Origin of the sequence: Paenarthrobacter sp. RAF54_2 (assembly GCF_052113945.1) — a bacterium.
Classification (GTDB): Bacteria; Actinomycetota; Actinomycetes; order Actinomycetales; family Micrococcaceae; genus Arthrobacter.
The window spans coordinates 1-16,914 of the sequence record NZ_JBFRDV010000005.1 but is presented as its reverse complement, the minus strand read 5'-3'; the positions used below and the strand labels follow the sequence as shown (position 1 = coordinate 16,914).

The 16,914-nt window shown below is 61.6% G+C and carries 14 protein-coding genes and 1 tRNA gene; 8 read left to right on the top strand and 7 right to left on the bottom strand.

The genetic code is table 11. The features are described 5' to 3' along the window. Nucleotides 1-6 precede the first annotated feature (6 nt). Entirely contained in the window at nucleotides 7-543 is a 537-nt protein-coding gene (locus tag AB4Y87_RS05495) for a RidA family protein (RefSeq protein ID WP_431116595.1), read from the bottom strand. A 2-nt stretch (nucleotides 544-545) separates the two neighbouring features. Continuing rightward, on the bottom strand, nucleotides 546-701 hold the full coding sequence (locus tag AB4Y87_RS05490) for a DUF4177 domain-containing protein (RefSeq protein ID WP_011775990.1): 156 nt from the start codon (nucleotides 699-701) through the stop codon (nucleotides 546-548). Between AB4Y87_RS05490 and AB4Y87_RS05485 the strand changes: the two genes are divergently transcribed. From AB4Y87_RS05485 to AB4Y87_RS05465, 5 genes are all read left to right on the top strand, one after another. After that, nucleotides 700-3,033, top strand: a complete 2,334-nt coding sequence (locus tag AB4Y87_RS05485; protein WP_442003419.1) for a transglycosylase domain-containing protein — start codon at nucleotides 700-702, stop codon at nucleotides 3,031-3,033. The two genes, AB4Y87_RS05490 and AB4Y87_RS05485, sit on opposite strands and share 2 nt — an antisense overlap. Before the next feature lies 1 nt (nucleotide 3,034). Next, complete coding sequence (locus AB4Y87_RS05480) at nucleotides 3,035-3,988, top strand: metallophosphoesterase (RefSeq protein ID WP_442003418.1); 954 nt, start codon at nucleotides 3,035-3,037, stop codon at nucleotides 3,986-3,988. Between the two features lie 186 nt (nucleotides 3,989-4,174). Beyond that, nucleotides 4,175-5,974, top strand: coding sequence for an ABC transporter ATP-binding protein (locus AB4Y87_RS05475; RefSeq protein ID WP_442003417.1), 1,800 nt, complete (start codon nucleotides 4,175-4,177; stop codon nucleotides 5,972-5,974). Next, the gene (locus AB4Y87_RS05470; RefSeq protein WP_442003416.1) at nucleotides 5,971-7,803 is read left to right on the top strand and encodes an ABC transporter ATP-binding protein; all 1,833 of its coding nucleotides are present in this window, start codon (nucleotides 5,971-5,973) and stop codon (nucleotides 7,801-7,803) included. Before AB4Y87_RS05475 ends, AB4Y87_RS05470 begins: the two co-directional genes overlap by 4 nt. 75 nt (nucleotides 7,804-7,878) lie before the next feature. After that, nucleotides 7,879-7,955, top strand: a tRNA-Pro gene (locus AB4Y87_RS05465). 166 nt (nucleotides 7,956-8,121) lie between these two features. On the opposite strand, the gene AB4Y87_RS05460 is transcribed toward AB4Y87_RS05465, so the two are convergent. Beyond that, a complete protein-coding gene (locus AB4Y87_RS05460; RefSeq protein ID WP_442003415.1) occupies nucleotides 8,122-8,343 on the bottom strand; it encodes a hypothetical protein in 222 nt (73 codons plus the stop codon). Nucleotides 8,344-8,467: 124 nt separating this feature from the next. Here AB4Y87_RS05460 and AB4Y87_RS05455 point away from each other — a divergent pair, with 124 nt between their 5' ends. Then, nucleotides 8,468-9,772 carry a helix-turn-helix domain-containing protein gene (locus AB4Y87_RS05455; RefSeq protein WP_431116600.1) on the top strand — a complete coding sequence of 435 codons (1,305 nt, stop codon included), beginning with the start codon at nucleotides 8,468-8,470 and terminating at the stop codon, nucleotides 9,770-9,772. A 76-nt stretch (nucleotides 9,773-9,848) separates the two neighbouring features. On the opposite strand, the gene AB4Y87_RS05450 is transcribed toward AB4Y87_RS05455, so the two are convergent. Together AB4Y87_RS05450 and purD are read right to left on the bottom strand one after the other, a co-directional pair. Continuing rightward, on the bottom strand, nucleotides 9,849-10,787 hold the full coding sequence (locus AB4Y87_RS05450) for a phosphoribosylaminoimidazolesuccinocarboxamide synthase (protein WP_442003414.1): 939 nt from the start codon (nucleotides 10,785-10,787) through the stop codon (nucleotides 9,849-9,851). Nucleotides 10,788-10,789: 2 nt separating this feature from the next. Beyond that, the gene (purD, locus tag AB4Y87_RS05445; RefSeq protein ID WP_442003601.1) at nucleotides 10,790-12,100 is read right to left on the bottom strand and encodes a phosphoribosylamine--glycine ligase; all 1,311 of its coding nucleotides are present in this window, start codon (nucleotides 12,098-12,100) and stop codon (nucleotides 10,790-10,792) included. Nucleotides 12,101-12,236: 136 nt separating this feature from the next. Between purD and AB4Y87_RS05440 the strand changes: the two genes are divergently transcribed. Both AB4Y87_RS05440 and AB4Y87_RS05435 read left to right on the top strand, forming a co-directional pair. Further along, nucleotides 12,237-13,253, top strand: a complete 1,017-nt coding sequence (locus AB4Y87_RS05440) for an asparaginase (RefSeq protein ID WP_224088869.1) — start codon at nucleotides 12,237-12,239, stop codon at nucleotides 13,251-13,253. 43 nt (nucleotides 13,254-13,296) lie between these two features. Then, nucleotides 13,297-13,698: a sterol carrier family protein gene (locus AB4Y87_RS05435; RefSeq protein ID WP_442003413.1), complete on the top strand. Its 402-nt coding sequence runs from the start codon at nucleotides 13,297-13,299 to the stop codon at nucleotides 13,696-13,698. 60 nt (nucleotides 13,699-13,758) lie between these two features. Here AB4Y87_RS05435 and AB4Y87_RS05430 read toward each other — a convergent pair whose 3' ends face one another. Beyond that, nucleotides 13,759-15,246 carry a cation:dicarboxylate symporter family transporter gene (locus AB4Y87_RS05430; RefSeq protein WP_442003412.1) on the bottom strand — a complete coding sequence of 496 codons (1,488 nt, stop codon included), beginning with the start codon at nucleotides 15,244-15,246 and terminating at the stop codon, nucleotides 13,759-13,761. A 266-nt stretch (nucleotides 15,247-15,512) separates the two neighbouring features. Further along, nucleotides 15,513-16,280 carry an SDR family oxidoreductase gene (locus AB4Y87_RS05425; protein WP_442003411.1) on the bottom strand — a complete coding sequence of 256 codons (768 nt, stop codon included), beginning with the start codon at nucleotides 16,278-16,280 and terminating at the stop codon, nucleotides 15,513-15,515. Between the last annotated feature and the right edge of the window lie 634 nt (nucleotides 16,281-16,914).

Genomic DNA, 16,914 nt, shown 5'->3' with positions numbered 1-16,914 from the left:
GGTTCCTTAGCTGAATTCAGCGATGAGCTCGACTTCGACGGGAGAGTCGAGCGGCAGGACGGAAACGCCGACGGCGGAGCGTGCGTGCTTGCCGGCGTCGCCCAGTACCTGGCCGAGAAGTTCGGAGGCGCCGTTGATCACGCCGGGCTGGCCCGTAAAGGTGGGCTCGGATGCAACGAAGCCCACTACCTTGACGATGCGGGTGATGCGGTCGAGGTCGCCGATGACGCTCTTCACAGCAGCGAGGGCGTTGATCGCGCAGACAGCGGCGTAACGCTTGGCATCCTCGGGATCGACGGTGGGCTCGTCGGAGGCACCCAACTCGCCGAGGGAGACCTTGCCCGTAGCTTCGAGTTTGCCCTTAATAAAGGGCAACTGGCCGGACGTGTAAACGTAGTTGCCGGAGACGATCGCCGGCACGTAGTCGGCAACAGGTGCGGCGACCTCGGGGAGGGTCAGGCCGAGCTCGGCGAGACGCTGCTCAACGGCCGACGTCGGAGCGCCGGATTCCGCGGCAGACGTGGTTTCTGCGGGGGTTGTCATAGTTACTGCTTCTCCCTCTTCAGGTATGCAACAAGGCCTTTGCCATCGGGTCCACCGACGACCTGGACAAGCTCCCAACCGTCCTCGCCCCACTGGTCCAGGATCTGCTTCGTGGCGTGGATAATGAGCGGAATCGTGGCGTACTCCCATTTGGTCATGACAGAAAGCCTAGCCCTTGCCGGTAAAGTGGAAAACATGGTGACTCGCAAGAACCCCATATTCGACACTGCCACCACCCTCGGAAAGATTTTAGGTTTCCTTGGCGTGAGCGCGATTTGTGGCGTCCTGGTGGCGGGCCTTTTGGTCCCCGCAGCAGCCGTTTCGGGCAGTGCCGCAAGTGGTTCAATCCAGTTCTTTGACACTCTGCCGGCAGAGCTGCAGGTGGACCCGCCGAGCCAGAACACAACGATTCTGGCGAAGGACGGCACCCCGATTGCCTCGATCTACGCTGAGAACCGGACCAAGGTTCCGCTGGATCAAATGAGCCCGTTCATCAAGGATGCTGTCATCTCTATCGAGGACAGCCGTTTTTATGAGCACGGCGGCATCGACACCACCGGCATCATGCGAGCCATCGTGAGCACCGCCCGCGGCAACAAGCAGGGCGCGTCCACCATTACGCAGCAATACGTTAACAACGTCATCAATGAATCGCTGGTGGCATCGGGCAAGGACGAAGACGTCAAGCTGAACGGCCTGAACAAGGGCGTCGGCGACAAGCTCCGCGAGATGAAGCTGGCTATTGCCCTGGAGAAGAAGTTCTCCAAGGAGCAGATCCTTGAGGGCTACCTCAACATCGTCTTCTTCAACCGTGACGCCTACGGCATTGAAGCTGCCTCCAAGTTCTTCTTCAGCACTACTGCCAAGGATCTGACGCTTCCCCAGGCAGCCTTGCTGGCTGGTTTGGTGAACAGCCCGTCCGCCTTCGATCCCATCACCAACCCCGATAACTCGAAGAAGCGCCGCGACCTTGTGCTGGCTGCCATGGTGAACCAGGGCAAGATCAGCCAGGCAGAGTACGACGAAGCAGTGGCCACTCCTGTCACCACCAAGGTCACTCCCGCGCGACAGGGTTGCGCATACGCCACCATGGCTCCGTATTTCTGCGACTACGTACTGCACCTGCTCTTGAACAACCCTGCGTACGGCGAGACTTCCGACGAGCGCGAGAAGCGCATCATGCGTGGCGGCCTCACCATCCGGACCACCCTGGATCCCACCGCGCAGACCGTTGCCCAGCAGCAGGTCGACGGTACAGCGGGTGCCAACCCGGACAAGTGGGGCGCCTCCATCGTCTCGGTCCAGCCGGGCACGGGCCAGATCGTGAGTATGGCCCAGAACACCGTTTGGCTCCCCCAAGACGGCAAGTTCGATCAGACCCAAAACTTCAACGTGGACGTCCTCGATGCCGACGGCAACGACCTCAACGGCATTGGCGGCTTCCAGCCCGGTTCTACGATGAAGCCGTTTACGTTCGCCGAATGGCTGAACGAGGGCAAGTCGATGAATACGACGATTAATGCTTCGGTCCGAAGGTACCCCCAGAACTTCCGGTGGAGAAACACCTGCCCTGCGCCCACTGTCGGCTGGTATGACGCCACGAACGGCACTTTCGACCTGCAGAACTCTGACGAGGGTTACTACAGAAACATGACGGTCCTGTATGGCCTCATGAACTCCATCAACACGGCCACCTTTGCTTCGGCTTCGCAACTGGACCTGTGTGGCATCCAGGGCATTGTCGATGCGACGGGCGTCCATGGGGGCCTTCCTGCCCGGGATGACGCTGGCAAGATCACCGACCCCAATCCCAAGGTGCCCATGACCACTCTGGGTAACCTCATTGGTTCCACCCAGACCGCGCCCCTCACCATGGCCAGCGCCTTCGCCACGTTCGCTGCCGATGGCAAGTACTGCCAGCCGATCGCGATTACCTCCGTGAAGGACCAGTCCGGTGCCGATCTCCCGGCCCAATCCTCCAACTGCAAGGATGCGATCAAACCTGAGGTTGCCCGAGGGGTGGCGTATGCGATGGGGAAGGTGCTCGACGAAGGCTCTGGCTCCCTGATCCGGCCAGCCTTGAACTCCAGGAACTTCCCGGTAGCAGCCAAGACCGGTACCAACGACACCAACGGTTCCACCTGGGTGGTCGGCTACACAACCGGGTTGGCAACGGCTTCCTGGTTCGGCGACCCCTTGGGTGACCAGAAGCGCCCCGGACGAAACCTGACCGTGAACGGCAAGTTCTACCAGTCCATCGACGGTTACATGATTGCTGGTCCGCAGTTCACCAACTACATGCTTTCCATTGCCCCTGCGTATGGAACCAACCCGTTCCAGGCGCCGCCGTCCAACCTCCTCGGAGGCCCTGCTCCACAGCGCAATACGGCGCCAGCGCCCACTCAGAACAATCCCGCCCCGCCGACTGCCCCAACCAACAACGGCGGCAATAGCGGGAATGGCAACGGCAACGGCCCTGGCAAGGACTAACGTGACCTTTGGTGATTCTCTGGCAAACCGCGTCCGCACTGTCGGGCGCGGTTTTGCCGTCACTGCTGCCCTCGGTGCCACTGGTGGCGCGGCAGCTGCTGCCTACGGTTGGTGGGAAAAGGACCAGTTCGGAGTCCGCCATGAGACTCTCCCCATCCTCCCCGAAGGTTCGGATCCCTTCCGCGTACTGCACCTGAGCGATATCCACTTCGTTCCGGGACAGGACAAGAAAACCCAGTGGCTGCAGTCTTTGGTGGACTTGAAGCCCGATCTTGTAGTCAACACGGGTGACAACCTCAGCCATGAACAGGCCGTCGATCCGCTGATCAGCGCCCTGCGGCCCCTCATGGAATTTCCCGGCGTCTTCGTCCCGGGATCCAACGACTACTACGCACCCAGGATCAAGAACCCTGCGGGCTACTTCCGCGGACCGTCGAAGCTCAGGACCGATCCCATCAAGCTCGACTGGCCCAGGTTGCGGTCTGCCTTCGGCATGGGAGGCTGGATTGACCTCACCAACCGTGCTCAGTCGGTGGTTTTGAACGGACTGCGTTTCGATTTCTCGGGCGTCGACGATCCCCACTTGAAGCGCGAACGTTACGCCGGATGGCCCCGCGGCACTGTGAACCAGGATGCCCGTCCCCACCTGAGGGTTGCAGTCATCCATGCGCCGTACCAACGCGTCCTCGATCACTTCACCGAAGCCGAGGCAGATTTGATCCTCGCCGGACACACCCACGGCGGCCAGATCTGCATCCCGGGTTACGGCGCTCTCGTCTCCAATTGCGATCTCCCGACGTGGCGCGCGAAGGGCCTCCACGATTGGGAAAGCGACGGATTCACGACGCCGGTCAACGTCTCAGGCGGCATCGGCACCTCGCGCTACGCCCCCGTTCGGATCGCCTGCCGCCCGGAAGCGGTCCTGCTGACGCTCACGGCCCAGCTGACGGCCTAGGGCAGCTAAGCAGGCAACTAACGCGCAGCGCAGCTAAGCGCACGAACCATTACGAATCTCAATAACTGGCGAACTTTCCACATAGCAAAGTGTGGTCCTGTGAAACGAATCACGGCATGGCATAGGGTAGTTGCTACGGGAAACTACCTCCGCACCATCTGAAGATCCAGCTGTTGAGAAGCGGGCATGTCCAAACAAACGTCATTCTTCACATCCGTCGGCCGTCTGTACCCTCACGTGCGGCCCATCCTCCCCCGGCTTTTCATGGGCCTCCTCTGCGCCCTGCTCGCCAGCATCGTTGCACTGACCATCCCTCAAGTGCTGCGTGTACTGGTCAACACCTCGCTTCAACCGGGCGGTGACCCAGGCGCTGTCTGGATTGCCGCCGTCGTGATTCTTGCGCTTGGTGTGGCTGAAGCGGGACTGGTGGCCTTGCGCCGGCAGTTCGTGATCAACCCGGCCACGACGGTTGAGACCAGGATGCGGGTATCGCTGTATGGTCACCTCCAGCAACTCACAGTGTCTTTCCATGACCGCTGGGGTTCGGGGCAGTTGCTGTCCCGAGCCATGACGGACTTGAGTTTTCTGCGCCGCTGGATGGCGTTCGGGGCGATCATGCTGGTGGTCACCACGTTGACGGTGATCATCGGCGTCGGAGTTATGTTTTCCATGAGTTGGCAGTTGGCCTTGATCTTCCTCGGCGCGGCTGTGCCTATCATGGTCAATTCGTTCCGCTTCCGCCGTCGCTTCAGCCTGGTCACGCGCCTCAGCCAGGACCAGGCAGGCGATCTTGCTACCACCGTGGAAGAGTCCGTCCACGGCATCCGCGTCCTGAAGGCTTTCGGCCGCAGCCGCGAAGCGCTGGAAAATTTCAACGGCCAGGCAGAAGAGCTGCGGCAGACTGAGATTGCCAAAGCGAAGCAGCAAGCCGGCTTCACGCTGGTGGTCACGTTGCTGCCTGAGCTGGCTCTGGGCGTTGGCCTGGTGGTGGGTATCATGCTCGCGGCAAGCGGCCAGCTGAGTATCGGCTCACTGGTTGCGTTCTTCGCGACCGCCGCCGTGGTGGCCACTCCCGTGGAGTTTTCCGGCATGCTCCTGGCCATGGCGCTGACTGCCAAGACTGCCCTGGACCGGCACTTCGAAGTCATGGACACCGAGAACACCATCACCTCGCCGGATCAGGCTGAGCTGCCGGCAACGGTGAAGGGCGCCCTGCGCTTTGAGCATGCGGGCTTCGGATTCGACGACGGCGGTACGCTCCTGCACGACATCACCCTGGACATTCGTCCCGGCGAAACCATGGCACTGGTGGGCATCACCGGCAGCGGCAAGAGCGCCCTGCTCCAACTGGTCCCCCGTCTTTACGACGTCACAGTAGGCTCCGTGACGATTGATGGCGTGGACGTCCGCGACTACGACATCGAGGAACTCCGGCGCATCGTTGCGGTGGCTTTCGAGGACACCACCCTGTTCTCCAGCTCTGTGCGGGACAACGTCCTGCTCGGCTCCCCTGAACCCAGCGACGCAGCCCTGGATGAAGCCTTGGACGTCGCCCAGGCCCACTTCGCGTACTCTTTGCCGGAAGGTGTGGACACGCTGATTGGTGAGGAAGGATTGAGCCTTTCAGGTGGCCAGCGGCAGCGCATAGCCCTTGCCCGGGCCATCGCAGCGAAGCCGAAAGTCTTGGTCCTGGACGATCCCCTCTCGGCCTTGGACGTCAACACCGAAGAACGCGTGGAGGCCCGGCTCCGCGAAGTACTGCACGAGACCACCACGCTGATCGTCGCGCACCGCCCTTCGACTGTGGCATTGGCGGACCGCGTGGCCTTGCTTGAGAACGGAACCATCACCGCCGTCGGAACCCACACGGAACTGTTGGCTGAAAACGCCCACTACCGCTACGTCATCGCAAGCCTGGATACCGGTCCGAGGGACCTGGACAGCGAACTGGACGAGCTCGAAGACGCCGAGGAGGCCCGCCGGTGAGCGCAACAACCTTTGGAACCGCCAACGAAGACAACACGCTCCTGAGCAAAGCGGACAGCAAAGCAGTACGACGTCGGTCGCTCGCCTTGCTGGGCTCGCTGATCCGCCCGGTGCGGCTGCGTTTCTGGATGACGATCGTGATGGTGGTGGTTTCGCAGCTCACCCGGGTGGCGGGGCCAGCCCTGATCGCCTTTGGCATCGACACCGCCCTGCCCGCATTGCAGGCCGGCAACAATGGACCGTTGGTGCTCGCTGGTGCGTTGTACCTGGCAGCGGCAATCGCCACTGCTGCAATGACTGCCCTCTACGTAACGTCCACAGCCCAATTGAGCCAGGCCATGCTGCTGGACCTCCGGGTACGCGTGTTCAGGCACACCCAGCGGTTGAGCCTTGAATTCCACGAGAAGTACACATCCGGCCGCATCATTGCCCGTCAAACCTCGGACCTCGAGGCGCTGCGGGAATTGCTTGACTCCGGCGTGAGCTCCCTGGCTTCGGGCATGCTGTTTATGCTCTTCACAGCATTCACCGTGTTTGCCTTGGACTGGCGCAGTGGATTGATCATGTTTGCGGCGGGTGTGCCCATGTTCTTACTCGCGCGCTGGTACCAAAAGCATTCACAGATCGCGTTCCGGGAATCCCGGGTGGTTTCAGCCCGGCTGATCGTGCACTTCGTGGAAACCATGACGGGCATCCGTGCGGTGAAGGCCTTCCGCAAGGAGCGCGAGAACGCCGACCGCTACGGCGCCTTGGCTGAGGACTACCGCAAGAACACCGTCCGCTCCATCAACCTGAACGGCATCTTCCAGCCAGGATTGGTGCTGATCGGCAATGTGTGTGTGGCAGCGGTCCTGTTGTTCGGCGGATTCAGGGTGCTCAGCGGTGACCTCGCCGTGGGCGTCCTTCTGGCCCTCATCCTGTCCACGAAGCGCTTCTTCCAGCCGGTGGACCAGATGGCTATGTTCTACAACTCCTTCCAGAGCGCACAGGCTGCGCTGGAGAAAGTGTCAGGGCTCCTCGAAGAGGTGCCCACCGTCCGGCCGCCAAAGAACCCTGTACCGCTGAAGAGTTCACGCGGCGAGATCGACTTCAAGGGCGTGCAGTTCGGATACAGCGATGGCAAGGTGGTTGTGCCAAAGCTGGACCTGCACATTCCCGCTGGCCAAACCGTTGCACTGGTGGGACAGACAGGCGCCGGCAAATCCACCCTGGCCAAACTCGTTGCGCGCTTCTACGACGTCACGTCAGGCGCCATCACGTTGGACGGCATTGACCTTCGGGACCTGGCTACCACCGACCTTCGCCGCGCCGTGGTCATGGTGACGCAGGAAGCCTTCCTGTTCAGCGGCTCCGTGGCGGAGAACATCGCGTTGGGCCGGCCCGAAGCTTCCCGCGCTGAAGTGGAGACCGCAGCCAAAGCAGTGGGCGCCCATGAATTCATCATGAGCTTGCCCGAGGGATATGACACGGATGTCAATAAACGTGGTGGCCGAGTCTCGTCGGGCCAGCGTCAACTGATCGGATTCGCCAGAGCCTTCCTCGCCGCGCCTGCTGTTCTGATCCTGGACGAAGCCACGTCTTCGCTGGATATTCCTTCCGAGCGGATGGTGCAGGCAGGACTCGCCCACCTTCTGGAGGGTGTTGCAGGCCAGAACGCTGCCCGTACCGCCATCATCATTGCCCATCGCCTCTCCACCGTGGAGACAGCAGACAGGGTGCTGGTGGTCCACGACGGCCGGATTGTTGAGGACGGAACACCTGCCGAGTTGATCACTGGTGGCGGCCAGTTTGCCCGGCTCCACGGAGCATGGCGGGACTCGCTCGTGTGAGGAGCGACACCCCCTCCTCGATTTCGCATCCCGCAGCGATTCAGCTATCCTTGAACAGTTGCTTTCGCAGCGGATCGGGATGTAGCGCAGCTTGGTAGCGCGCTTCGTTCGGGACGAAGAGGTCGCAGGTTCAAATCCTGTCATCCCGACCAAAAATGAAAATGGCGCCGAGAAATCGGCGCCATTTTTGTTTGTCCGGATCTACTCGAGTGTGGGTGTCGCAGCCGCAGTCTGTAGACCCACGCGCCTGTCCCCGGGCAAAAGAAAACCCCGGAGCATCGCTCGTCACGCTCCGGGGTTTCTTCAGTAACTACTGATTTACATAGGATCAGGCCAGTTGCCGATGGACGACGTCGTGTACGTCGTGTCACCTGACTTGGTAGGTGTCGTGGTGGTGGACCTCATAGGATCGGGCCAGTTACCAATAGCACTTACCGAGTCGGAGTCTGCCGCTGCAGCAGCGGAGACGACTGCGGGAGCCGCAACCGTAAAAGCGAGAGCGCCTGCCAAGGCCACTGAAGCGGCCATTTTCTTGAACATAATGTTCCCCAATGCGAGTCGGATTCGTTACGGAAATTGCACGGTCCCTGTTGACATACATTGTAAAATGTTTTCCACAGAGACTGTCAAGGTTTTGGTGAAAAGACACCTGTAGGAGGGCCCCGTGGGAAACGGATTCGGCGAGAAGCTACGTGCCGAACGGCTCGAACGCGGGTTAACGCAGGCGGAACTGGGCAAAAACCTGTATTCCCCGAGCTACATTTCGCTGCTGGAAACAGGTCGGCGGGAGCCTACTGCCGAGGTCATCGAAGAGCTGGCACGCAGGCTGGAGCTCGCGCCCAAGGCTTTGGAAGCCTGGAGCCAACCCGTTTCGGTAAGCGATGCCGAGTACGTGCTTGCCGGCCTGTATGCCCGGCAAGCGTGGGACCTGCGCGACTACCAACTCGCGGCCAGCCATGCAGCAACTGCGGCGCAGATCGCGCTCGAGGCGAAGAACAACAGCGCCTGGTGGAATATGACCTATATGCAGGCCGAATGTGTGATGAAGCAAGGCCAGCTCAAGGAATGCCAGCAAATTGTCGAGCATTTACTGGAACACCCGATGGCCACGGAATCTGCAGGCCTTGGCGTGCGGGCCTGGCAGATGCTTGCCGCGGTCTGTCACGGACAGGGTCAGCTGGCCACCGCCGTCGAGCATGCAAAGAAGGCCGTGCAACTGTCCGAACAGCTGCCCAAGGGATCCACGCTGATCATTGGCGCGCACCGCGCACTGATCGGCGCCCTCGCGGAGAGCGGCAAGCTGGACGAAGCGTGGCAGTACTGCCTGACGATGATCGAGCACATGGACGAGCACTCCATGTCCCAGCTGGCCGGTGAGGTCGCGTGGGTGGTGGGCAACGTTGCTTTCATGCGGCACGACTACGTGGAGGGCATCAAGCACCACGAGCGCGCGGCAAAGCTGCTCTCCCCCGCCAACGACATCGAACTGTGGGCCCGTTTCAACAAGGCATCGGCAGCCGTCAGGTTGTCGTCCGGCATTGTTGAGCCTGAAACCCTGTCCGCCATTGAACGTGCCGAGCTCGCACTGTCCATCGTCGGCGGAAACAAGACGGACCAGCTTGAAGTAGCCTTCATCCGCGCCCGCTGGCTATACCTGACGGGCGATATTCCGGCAGCGGTGGACAAGCTTCGCGAGATCTACAAGGACCGCAAGGTATTGGCCCGCCACACGGCTGGCGAAGTCTCGCTGTTGCTGGGGAAGTCCTTGAAGGCAGCCGGTGAAACCACGGAGGCCCTGCACTACCTGGAAGAGGCCCAGCACGACTTCAGTGCGGCCGGCGCCTCGGACCGGGTCCAGCAAGCCATGGATGCTGTCCTGGAGATCCGCCTGGCGGAACGCCGCGCTGCTGCATCACATCCGGAAGCGCACTCCGAAACGCATCCAGAAGCCCATTCCGAAGCCAGCTAAACCCAAGTAAGTCGGAGTTAAGCGCGTTTTGAGGGGTCAAAACGCGCTCAACTGCGACTTACTTGGGTGGGGGGACCTAGGCGAAGGTTCGGCCCGTCAGTTTCTCGTAAGCTTCCACATAGCGGGCACGGGTCCGCTCCACGACTTCAGCGGGCAAGGCCGGCGGAGGCGTATCCGAGGACTTGTCCCAGCCGGACTCGGCCGAGGTCAGCCAGTCGCGGACGTACTGCTTGTCATGCGAGGGCTGCGACTTGCCCGGCGCATAAGTGGATGCGTCCCAGAAACGGGAGGAGTCCGGGGTGAGGACTTCATCACCCAGCGTGATGATGCCCGTGTACGTGTCCAGGCCGAACTCCACCTTGGTGTCGGCAAGGATGATTCCCCGCTCGCGGGCGATCTCCTCAGCGCGGGTGTAGATCTTCAGCGTGAGTTCGCTGAGGCGGGCGGCGATGTCGTCACCGAGCATGGCTACGACGTCGTCATAGGTGATGTTGACGTCGTGCTCGCCGACGTCGGCCTTGGCAGATGGCGTAAACAGCGCCTTCTCCAGGCGGGAACCGTCAACGAGCCCCTCGGGAAGCGGGATGTTGCAAACGGTGCGGGATTCCTTGTACTCCACCAGCCCGGAACCTGTGAGGTAGCCACGGGCGATGCATTCCACCGGGAACATCTCCAGCTTCTTGCAGATCATGGCACGGCCCTCGACGGCAGCGGGAACGCCACCCTCAACCGTGGAGGCCAGCACGTGGTGCTCAACATCCAACTGATCGAACCACCACAGGCTGAGCTGCGTCAGTATGCGGCCCTTGTCGGGGATTTCGCTGCTCAGGACATGGTCATAGGCACTGATGCGGTCGCTGGCAACCACCAGTACGCATTCCTGGCCGACCTTTTCCGTGATGGATTCATCGGTTGGGACGTAGAGGTCACGAACCTTGCCGGAATAGACGTGCGTCCAGCCCGGAAGCTGCAGGGTCTCGGTTTTGAAACCGCCTGTGGGGAGGGAATCAGTCATGCTCAGGCCTGTACTTTCGGGACGGTTCCGGTGGCTGCGTAGGGCACTCGGATTTCGCCGCGGGCGGCTTTGCCTCCGATATCCGTACGGAACTGTGAGCCTTCAAGCTGAACCAGCTCAACGCCGTCGTACGCTTTCTCGCGGGCCTCCACCAGATCGGAACCGAGCGCTACCACCGCGAGGACGCGGCCGCCGGCCGAAACCACTTTGCCTTCCTCGTCCAGCTTGGTGCCGGCGTGGACAACGTGGACGCCCTCGAGCTCGTCCACCTTCTTCAGGCCGCGGATGCGATCCCCCGTGCGGGGAGCGTCCGGATAGTTTTCGGCGGCCACGACGACGGCGACTGCCGTGTCCTTGGACCAGCGCAGCTCCTCGGCGGTGTCCAGTTCGCCCTTGGCAGCTGCCAGAAGCAACGCACCGAGCGGTGTCTTGAGCCGTGCGAGGACTGCCTGCGTCTCGGGGTCTCCGAAGCGAACGTTGAACTCAATGACGCGCGTGCCGCGCGAGGTGAGTGCAAGGCCGCAGTACAACACACCGATAAAGGGTGTGCCGCGGCGGGCCATCTCATCCACGGTGGGCTGGGCGACGCGGTCTATGACTTCCTGGACCAGCCCTTCAGGAGCCCACTCGAGCGGAGTGTAGGCACCCATGCCACCGGTGTTGGGGCCTTCGTCATTATCGAAGATGCGCTTGAAGTCCTGCGCCGGAGACAGGGGAACGGTAGTGCGGCCGTCGCAGAGGACGAACAGGGAAACTTCGGGGCCGTCGAGGAACTCTTCGATGACAACTGTTCCACCGGCGTCGAAGCAAGCCTGCGCGTGCGCGAGGGCTTCATCGCGGTCGTTGGTGACCACAACGCCCTTGCCTGCGGCGAGGCCGTCGTCCTTTACAACGTGCGGAGCGCCGAACGTAGCCAGGGCATCGGCAGCTTCCTCTGCATTGGTGGCAACGCGGGCCATGGCCGTAGGAACGCCAGCTTCAGCCATAATCTGCTTGGCGAAGGCCTTGGATGCTTCGAGCTGGGCTGCTTCCTTGCTGGGTCCAAAGACCGGGATTCCGGCGGCACGGACGGCGTCGGACACACCGGCGGCCAAGGGAGCCTCCGGACCGACGACAACCAGGTCCACGGCCAGCTTGGTGGCGAGCGCGGACACGGCTTCCGGATTGTTCCCGTCAATTGCGTGCGTGGGAACGAGTTTGCTGATGCCCGCGTTGCCCGGAGCCGCATGGACCTCGGAAACGTTGGGATCTTCAAGCAGAGAGCGGACAATGGCGTGTTCGCGGCCGCCTGGGCCAATGACGAGTACCTTCACAGTCTTCAAGGGTACTTTGTGTAAGGCGCGGGGCCTAAGCTGTGTCCTTCCCCGGCAACGGATGACTGGATCCGGGACCGCGCCCGGACCTCGCATGTGACCAGTGAACACAGCCGTCGCGCCCTAGACTGGCCTCATGCCCATGAGTTCGCATGAAACGTTCAACGTTGAGTCCGCCGTCGAACTGGCAGTCATCGAACGCAGTGGCTTTATCGAGTCCCGGCACATCGGTGCTGCCGTCGTCCTTGCCGGTGACGGAAGCGTAGTCACCCGGCTGGGTGACATCGATGCTCCCATCCTGGCCCGTTCCACCCTCAAACCATTCCAGGCCCTCGCTGCCATGCAGTCCGGCGTCCCGCTTCGGGGCGCCCAGGTGGCAGTCGCCTGCGGAAGCCACACTGGTTCACTGGATCACATGGACGTAGTGGAGGGAATGCTCAAAGCGGCAGGTGTCCGCGAGGATCAGCTTCAGTGCCCCACAGCTTGGCCGCAGGACGAAACCGCCCGCAATTGGCTTGTCCGCTCCGAGCGCGGCCAGACCAGGCTCGCCTTCAATTGTTCCGGAAAGCACGCGGCTTTCCTCTGGGCCTGCACGGAAAACGGTTGGGACCTTCGCAGTTACCTTGAGCCGAATCATCCGTTGCAGCAGCGTGTGCGGTCCGTGATTGAGGAATACAGCGGCGAAACGATCTCGCATTTGGGCATTGATGGCTGCGGAGCACCCGTAGCGGCGATCTCGCTGACTGGACTGGCCCGGGCATATTCGCGGTTGGCGAAGTCACCGGGCGATTCTTCCTCAAACGCACGCGCAGCCACCATCGCCACGTCCATGCTGGACTACCCCTGGGCGGTCCAGGGCAAGGGCGAGTCAAACACGATCGTCATGGAAGAGCTGGACATCCTGGCCAAGATTGGCGCCGAGGGCATCCTGGTCCTTGCCACGTCCACCGGAGCCACCGTCGCGGTCAAGATGCTGGACGGGAACCTCCGCGCTACGTCCCTGGTGGGCTTGACCCTTCTTGCCGTCAGTGGCGCGGTGGACATTCCCGCGGTTTCCAACGTCCTGGAACGCGTCGTGGAACCTGTGCTGGGCGGCGGGCGGCCCGTGGGCAAGATCCGCCTGGGCCACGCCGTATCCGCGATGCTCGACTGAGCCGGCCCGTTACTGAGTCACCTAGTTATAAAAGGAACGAACCATGGCAGTTGCACGACGCCGCATTGACGTCGAGGAGGGCCGCGCCGCGCTGGCAGCCTGGCAATCCGCCGTCGGAGGCTCGGCTGAAGGTGCCCCTGGCGAAACCGGCGCCGCCCCGCCGTCGCGCTCTTTGATCGCGACGGCGGTCCGCTACTCGCTGGAGGAAGTCACCGCCCGCGCGCCCGGCAATTCGGTGGAGGTCCGCGTGCCCCCGTTCGGCGTCACGCAGTGCGTGGAGGGGCCCCGCCACACCCGCGGCACTCCCCCGAATGTCATAGAGTGCGACGCCGCCACCTGGCTTGAGCTGGTAACCGGCCGGATTTCGTGGGGAGAGGCAGTGTCGGCAGGCCGTGTTGCCGCGTCCGGACTGCGCGCGGACCTCTCGGAACTGCTTCCCCTCTAACCCAGCTAATGCCCTCAAGACCTAAGTCTCAAGGGCATCAGTTGCACTCAAACTATGAAGTTAGTCGGGGCAAATCGGGGTGGTTGGTTGCCCTGGCTTGCTCATCTCGAATTGCGGGATTTCGTCTGCCGTTGGACCTCCACGGAATTTCGGTGAGGGGTGGTGGCCCTCGCTGAGGCGTTCGAGTTCCTGTTCCTCGAACACTTCCTCCTGGCCGAGCATGATGGCCGAATCCTCGTTGGTAATCTCGCCGTTGAAAGCACGGACCATGACGCTGCGGTCGAACTGGCCTTCCCACTTGGCAACTATGAACGTGGCAACGCAGTTACCCAGCAGGTTGACGACGACGCGCATGGAGTCCATGAGGCGATCGGCTCCGAGGAGGAGTGCGACGCCGGCAACCGGGAAGATGCCAAGGGCGGCAGCCGTGGCCGAGAGTGCCAGGAACGATGAGCCCGGGACGCCGGCCATGCCTTTGGAGGTCAGGAGGAGCACACCCAGCGCGGCCAACTGCTGGCCGAGGTCAAGGTGGTGGCCGAATGCCTGGGCCAGGAACAGGAGCGAGATCGAGAGGTAGATCGCTGCACCGTCAAGGTTGAAGGAGTAGCCGGTGGGAACCACCAGGCCGGTGGTTGCCCGGGAGCAGCCGGCATTCGTCAGCTTGGTCATGATGCGCGGCATCACCGCTTCAGTGGAAGCCGTGCCAAGCGCAAGCAGGAATTCTTCGCGGGTGTACTTCAGGAAGTGCCAGAGCGGAACGCGGGCGAAGCCCCAGGCCACCAGGAACAGAAGACCGATAAAGACGACGGCGGCTCCGTAACAGGAGGCGATGAGAAGCGCATACGTACCGAGTGTGCCCAGCCCGTACTGGCCGATGATGAAGGCCATGGCGCCGAAGGCACCGATCGGAGCCACCTTCATGATCCAGGACATGATCTTGAAGATAAGCTCCAGAACGGTCTCCATGAGGCTGATCACGGGCAGGCAGCGCTGGCGACCGATAACCACGATCGCGGCACCGAAGAAGACGGAGAAGAAGAGTACCTGGAGCAGGCTGTTGTTGGCGAAGGCGCCGATCACGCTGGTGGGGATGACATCCAGCAGGAAGGCCGCTGCATCCTTGGGAACTGCGTGGCCGGTCTTTGCGTCCACGGCTTCCTGGGAAAGCGTGGAGGGATCGATGTTCAGACCGGCACCGGGCTGAACGATGTTGCCCACGATGAGTCCGAAGACCAGGGCGAAAAGGGTGGCGCAGGTGAAGTAGAGGAGTGCTTTGACCCCGACCCTTCCGACCGCCTTGACGTCGCCGACTGCTGAGATGCCCGTGACGATCACGAGGAAAATCAACGGGGCGATGATCATCTTGATGAGTTGAATGAATCCATCACCCAGCGGCCGGAGGGTGGACCCAAGGTTCGGCCAAAAATGACCGATGAGCACACCTGCGACGACGGCGATCAGGATTTGAAAAAAGAGCGACTTATACAGTGGCTTCTTCTTCAGCGGGGCCGAACTCGCCTTCAGCGCCGCAGAGTCTGGGATCTTCATTGATCTGAACCAATCAGTTGGGAACAGCCCCACATTTGGGGGTTGTTTTCAAATGTAATCCTGCTCACATCATTCCGCAAGGGGAAATTGAATTTCCATATTGTGGAAAGTCACATTTGGTTTGGAGCTTGGATGTTGGTGCGTCCCCCACCTTCTTTGACGCAGAAATGCCCGTGACACACCCTCCTGCAGGCGTGTCACGGGCATTAGAAAAGCAAAGTGGGTGGTGGCGGCACGGGCCCACGGTTTGGGGCGGTGCTTTGATGCTAACCGCGGCCTACAAAGGGCATGCCCGCGGCTGTGACTACCAAGGAACCAACATTGGCCGACGCCGGCATGTTGGCCATCATGAGCACCGCACGCGCAGCGTCCTCCACAGGGAACATCGGCTCCACGCGACGGCTGCCATCGGCCTGCAACGCACCTGAGCCGACTCCGATGGTGTCCATGATCTCCGTACGGGTATTTCCGATATCGATCTGCCCGCACGTGATGCCAAAGTCTCGGCCATCCAGCTCAATGCTCTTGGTCAGGCCGGTCATCGCATGCTTGGTCACCGTGTAAGCGACGGACCTGGGCCTGGGCGAATGTGCAGAGATGGAGCCGTTATTGATGATGCGGCCACCCTGCGGCTCCTGGGCCTTCATGGTCCTCACAGCCTCAGCGGCGCACAGCATGGAGCCCGTGACATTGACGCGCAGCGTGGCCTCCCACTCGTCGACGTCGATCTCACCAACGTCGCCGGCTGGTCCGAAGATGCCTGCATTATTGAACAGCACATCAACCCGGCCCCAGCGCTGGCGAACGGCAGCGAAAAGGCGGGCGACGTCGTCGGGCTCTGTCACATCGCAGGGCACCGCCAAGGCATCCGGATGGTCGCCCGCGGTCTCCAGCAACTGCGCTTCGCGACGCCCCGCCAACGCCACACGATAACCATCGGCGAGCATGAGCCGGGCTACTGCCCTCCCAATTCCGGAGCCGGCACCGGTCACGACGGCGACCCTTGGGTCTGCGGACGGGCGTGGGTCAGTCATGTGGTGGCCTTTCGGGGAATCGCCTTCAACTAGTCAGCGGCCTGCATCAGCGCGCGACCTCTGTGGACGGCTCAGCAGTGGGCTGGGCTGCTGTCGGTTGGCTGCTGTTATCGGCCAGCCTATGACAGTCTTCGGACGCTGGTGAGGCCGAGCCGGACCAAGGATTCAGCGATGGTGACAGCCGCACCCCCACCATTAACGTCTGCATCGTGGATCTCCACTTCGTACTGTTTTCACAATGCGGAACGAAGTTATTGAATAGCGAAAGTACTCTATGACTCAGATCACGTCACGTCAAGGCGTCACAAGTGTATGGAGGGTCACATTCGGTTGATTGGCCGTGGCTTTCCCAGTTGACTGTTGCGGTTACGTAATCCGTGTTGACGCTGCCCACCGGCAGACGTAATCTCGAATTGCAGAATTTTATTCTCACAATACGAAATTCCTTGAGCGCCCCCACAGAGCAAGCGCCCAGACATTCAATGAAGGAAGGTTGGACGTGGCTGCAGGAGAAGAGACCTCACACATCCTCAGCGGGTTGACTGCCCAGCTGCCTGATCGTGATCCGGAAGAGACCGCGGAGTGGATTGAGTCCCTTGATGCGTTGATCGCGGAGCAGGGCACGGAGCGTGCC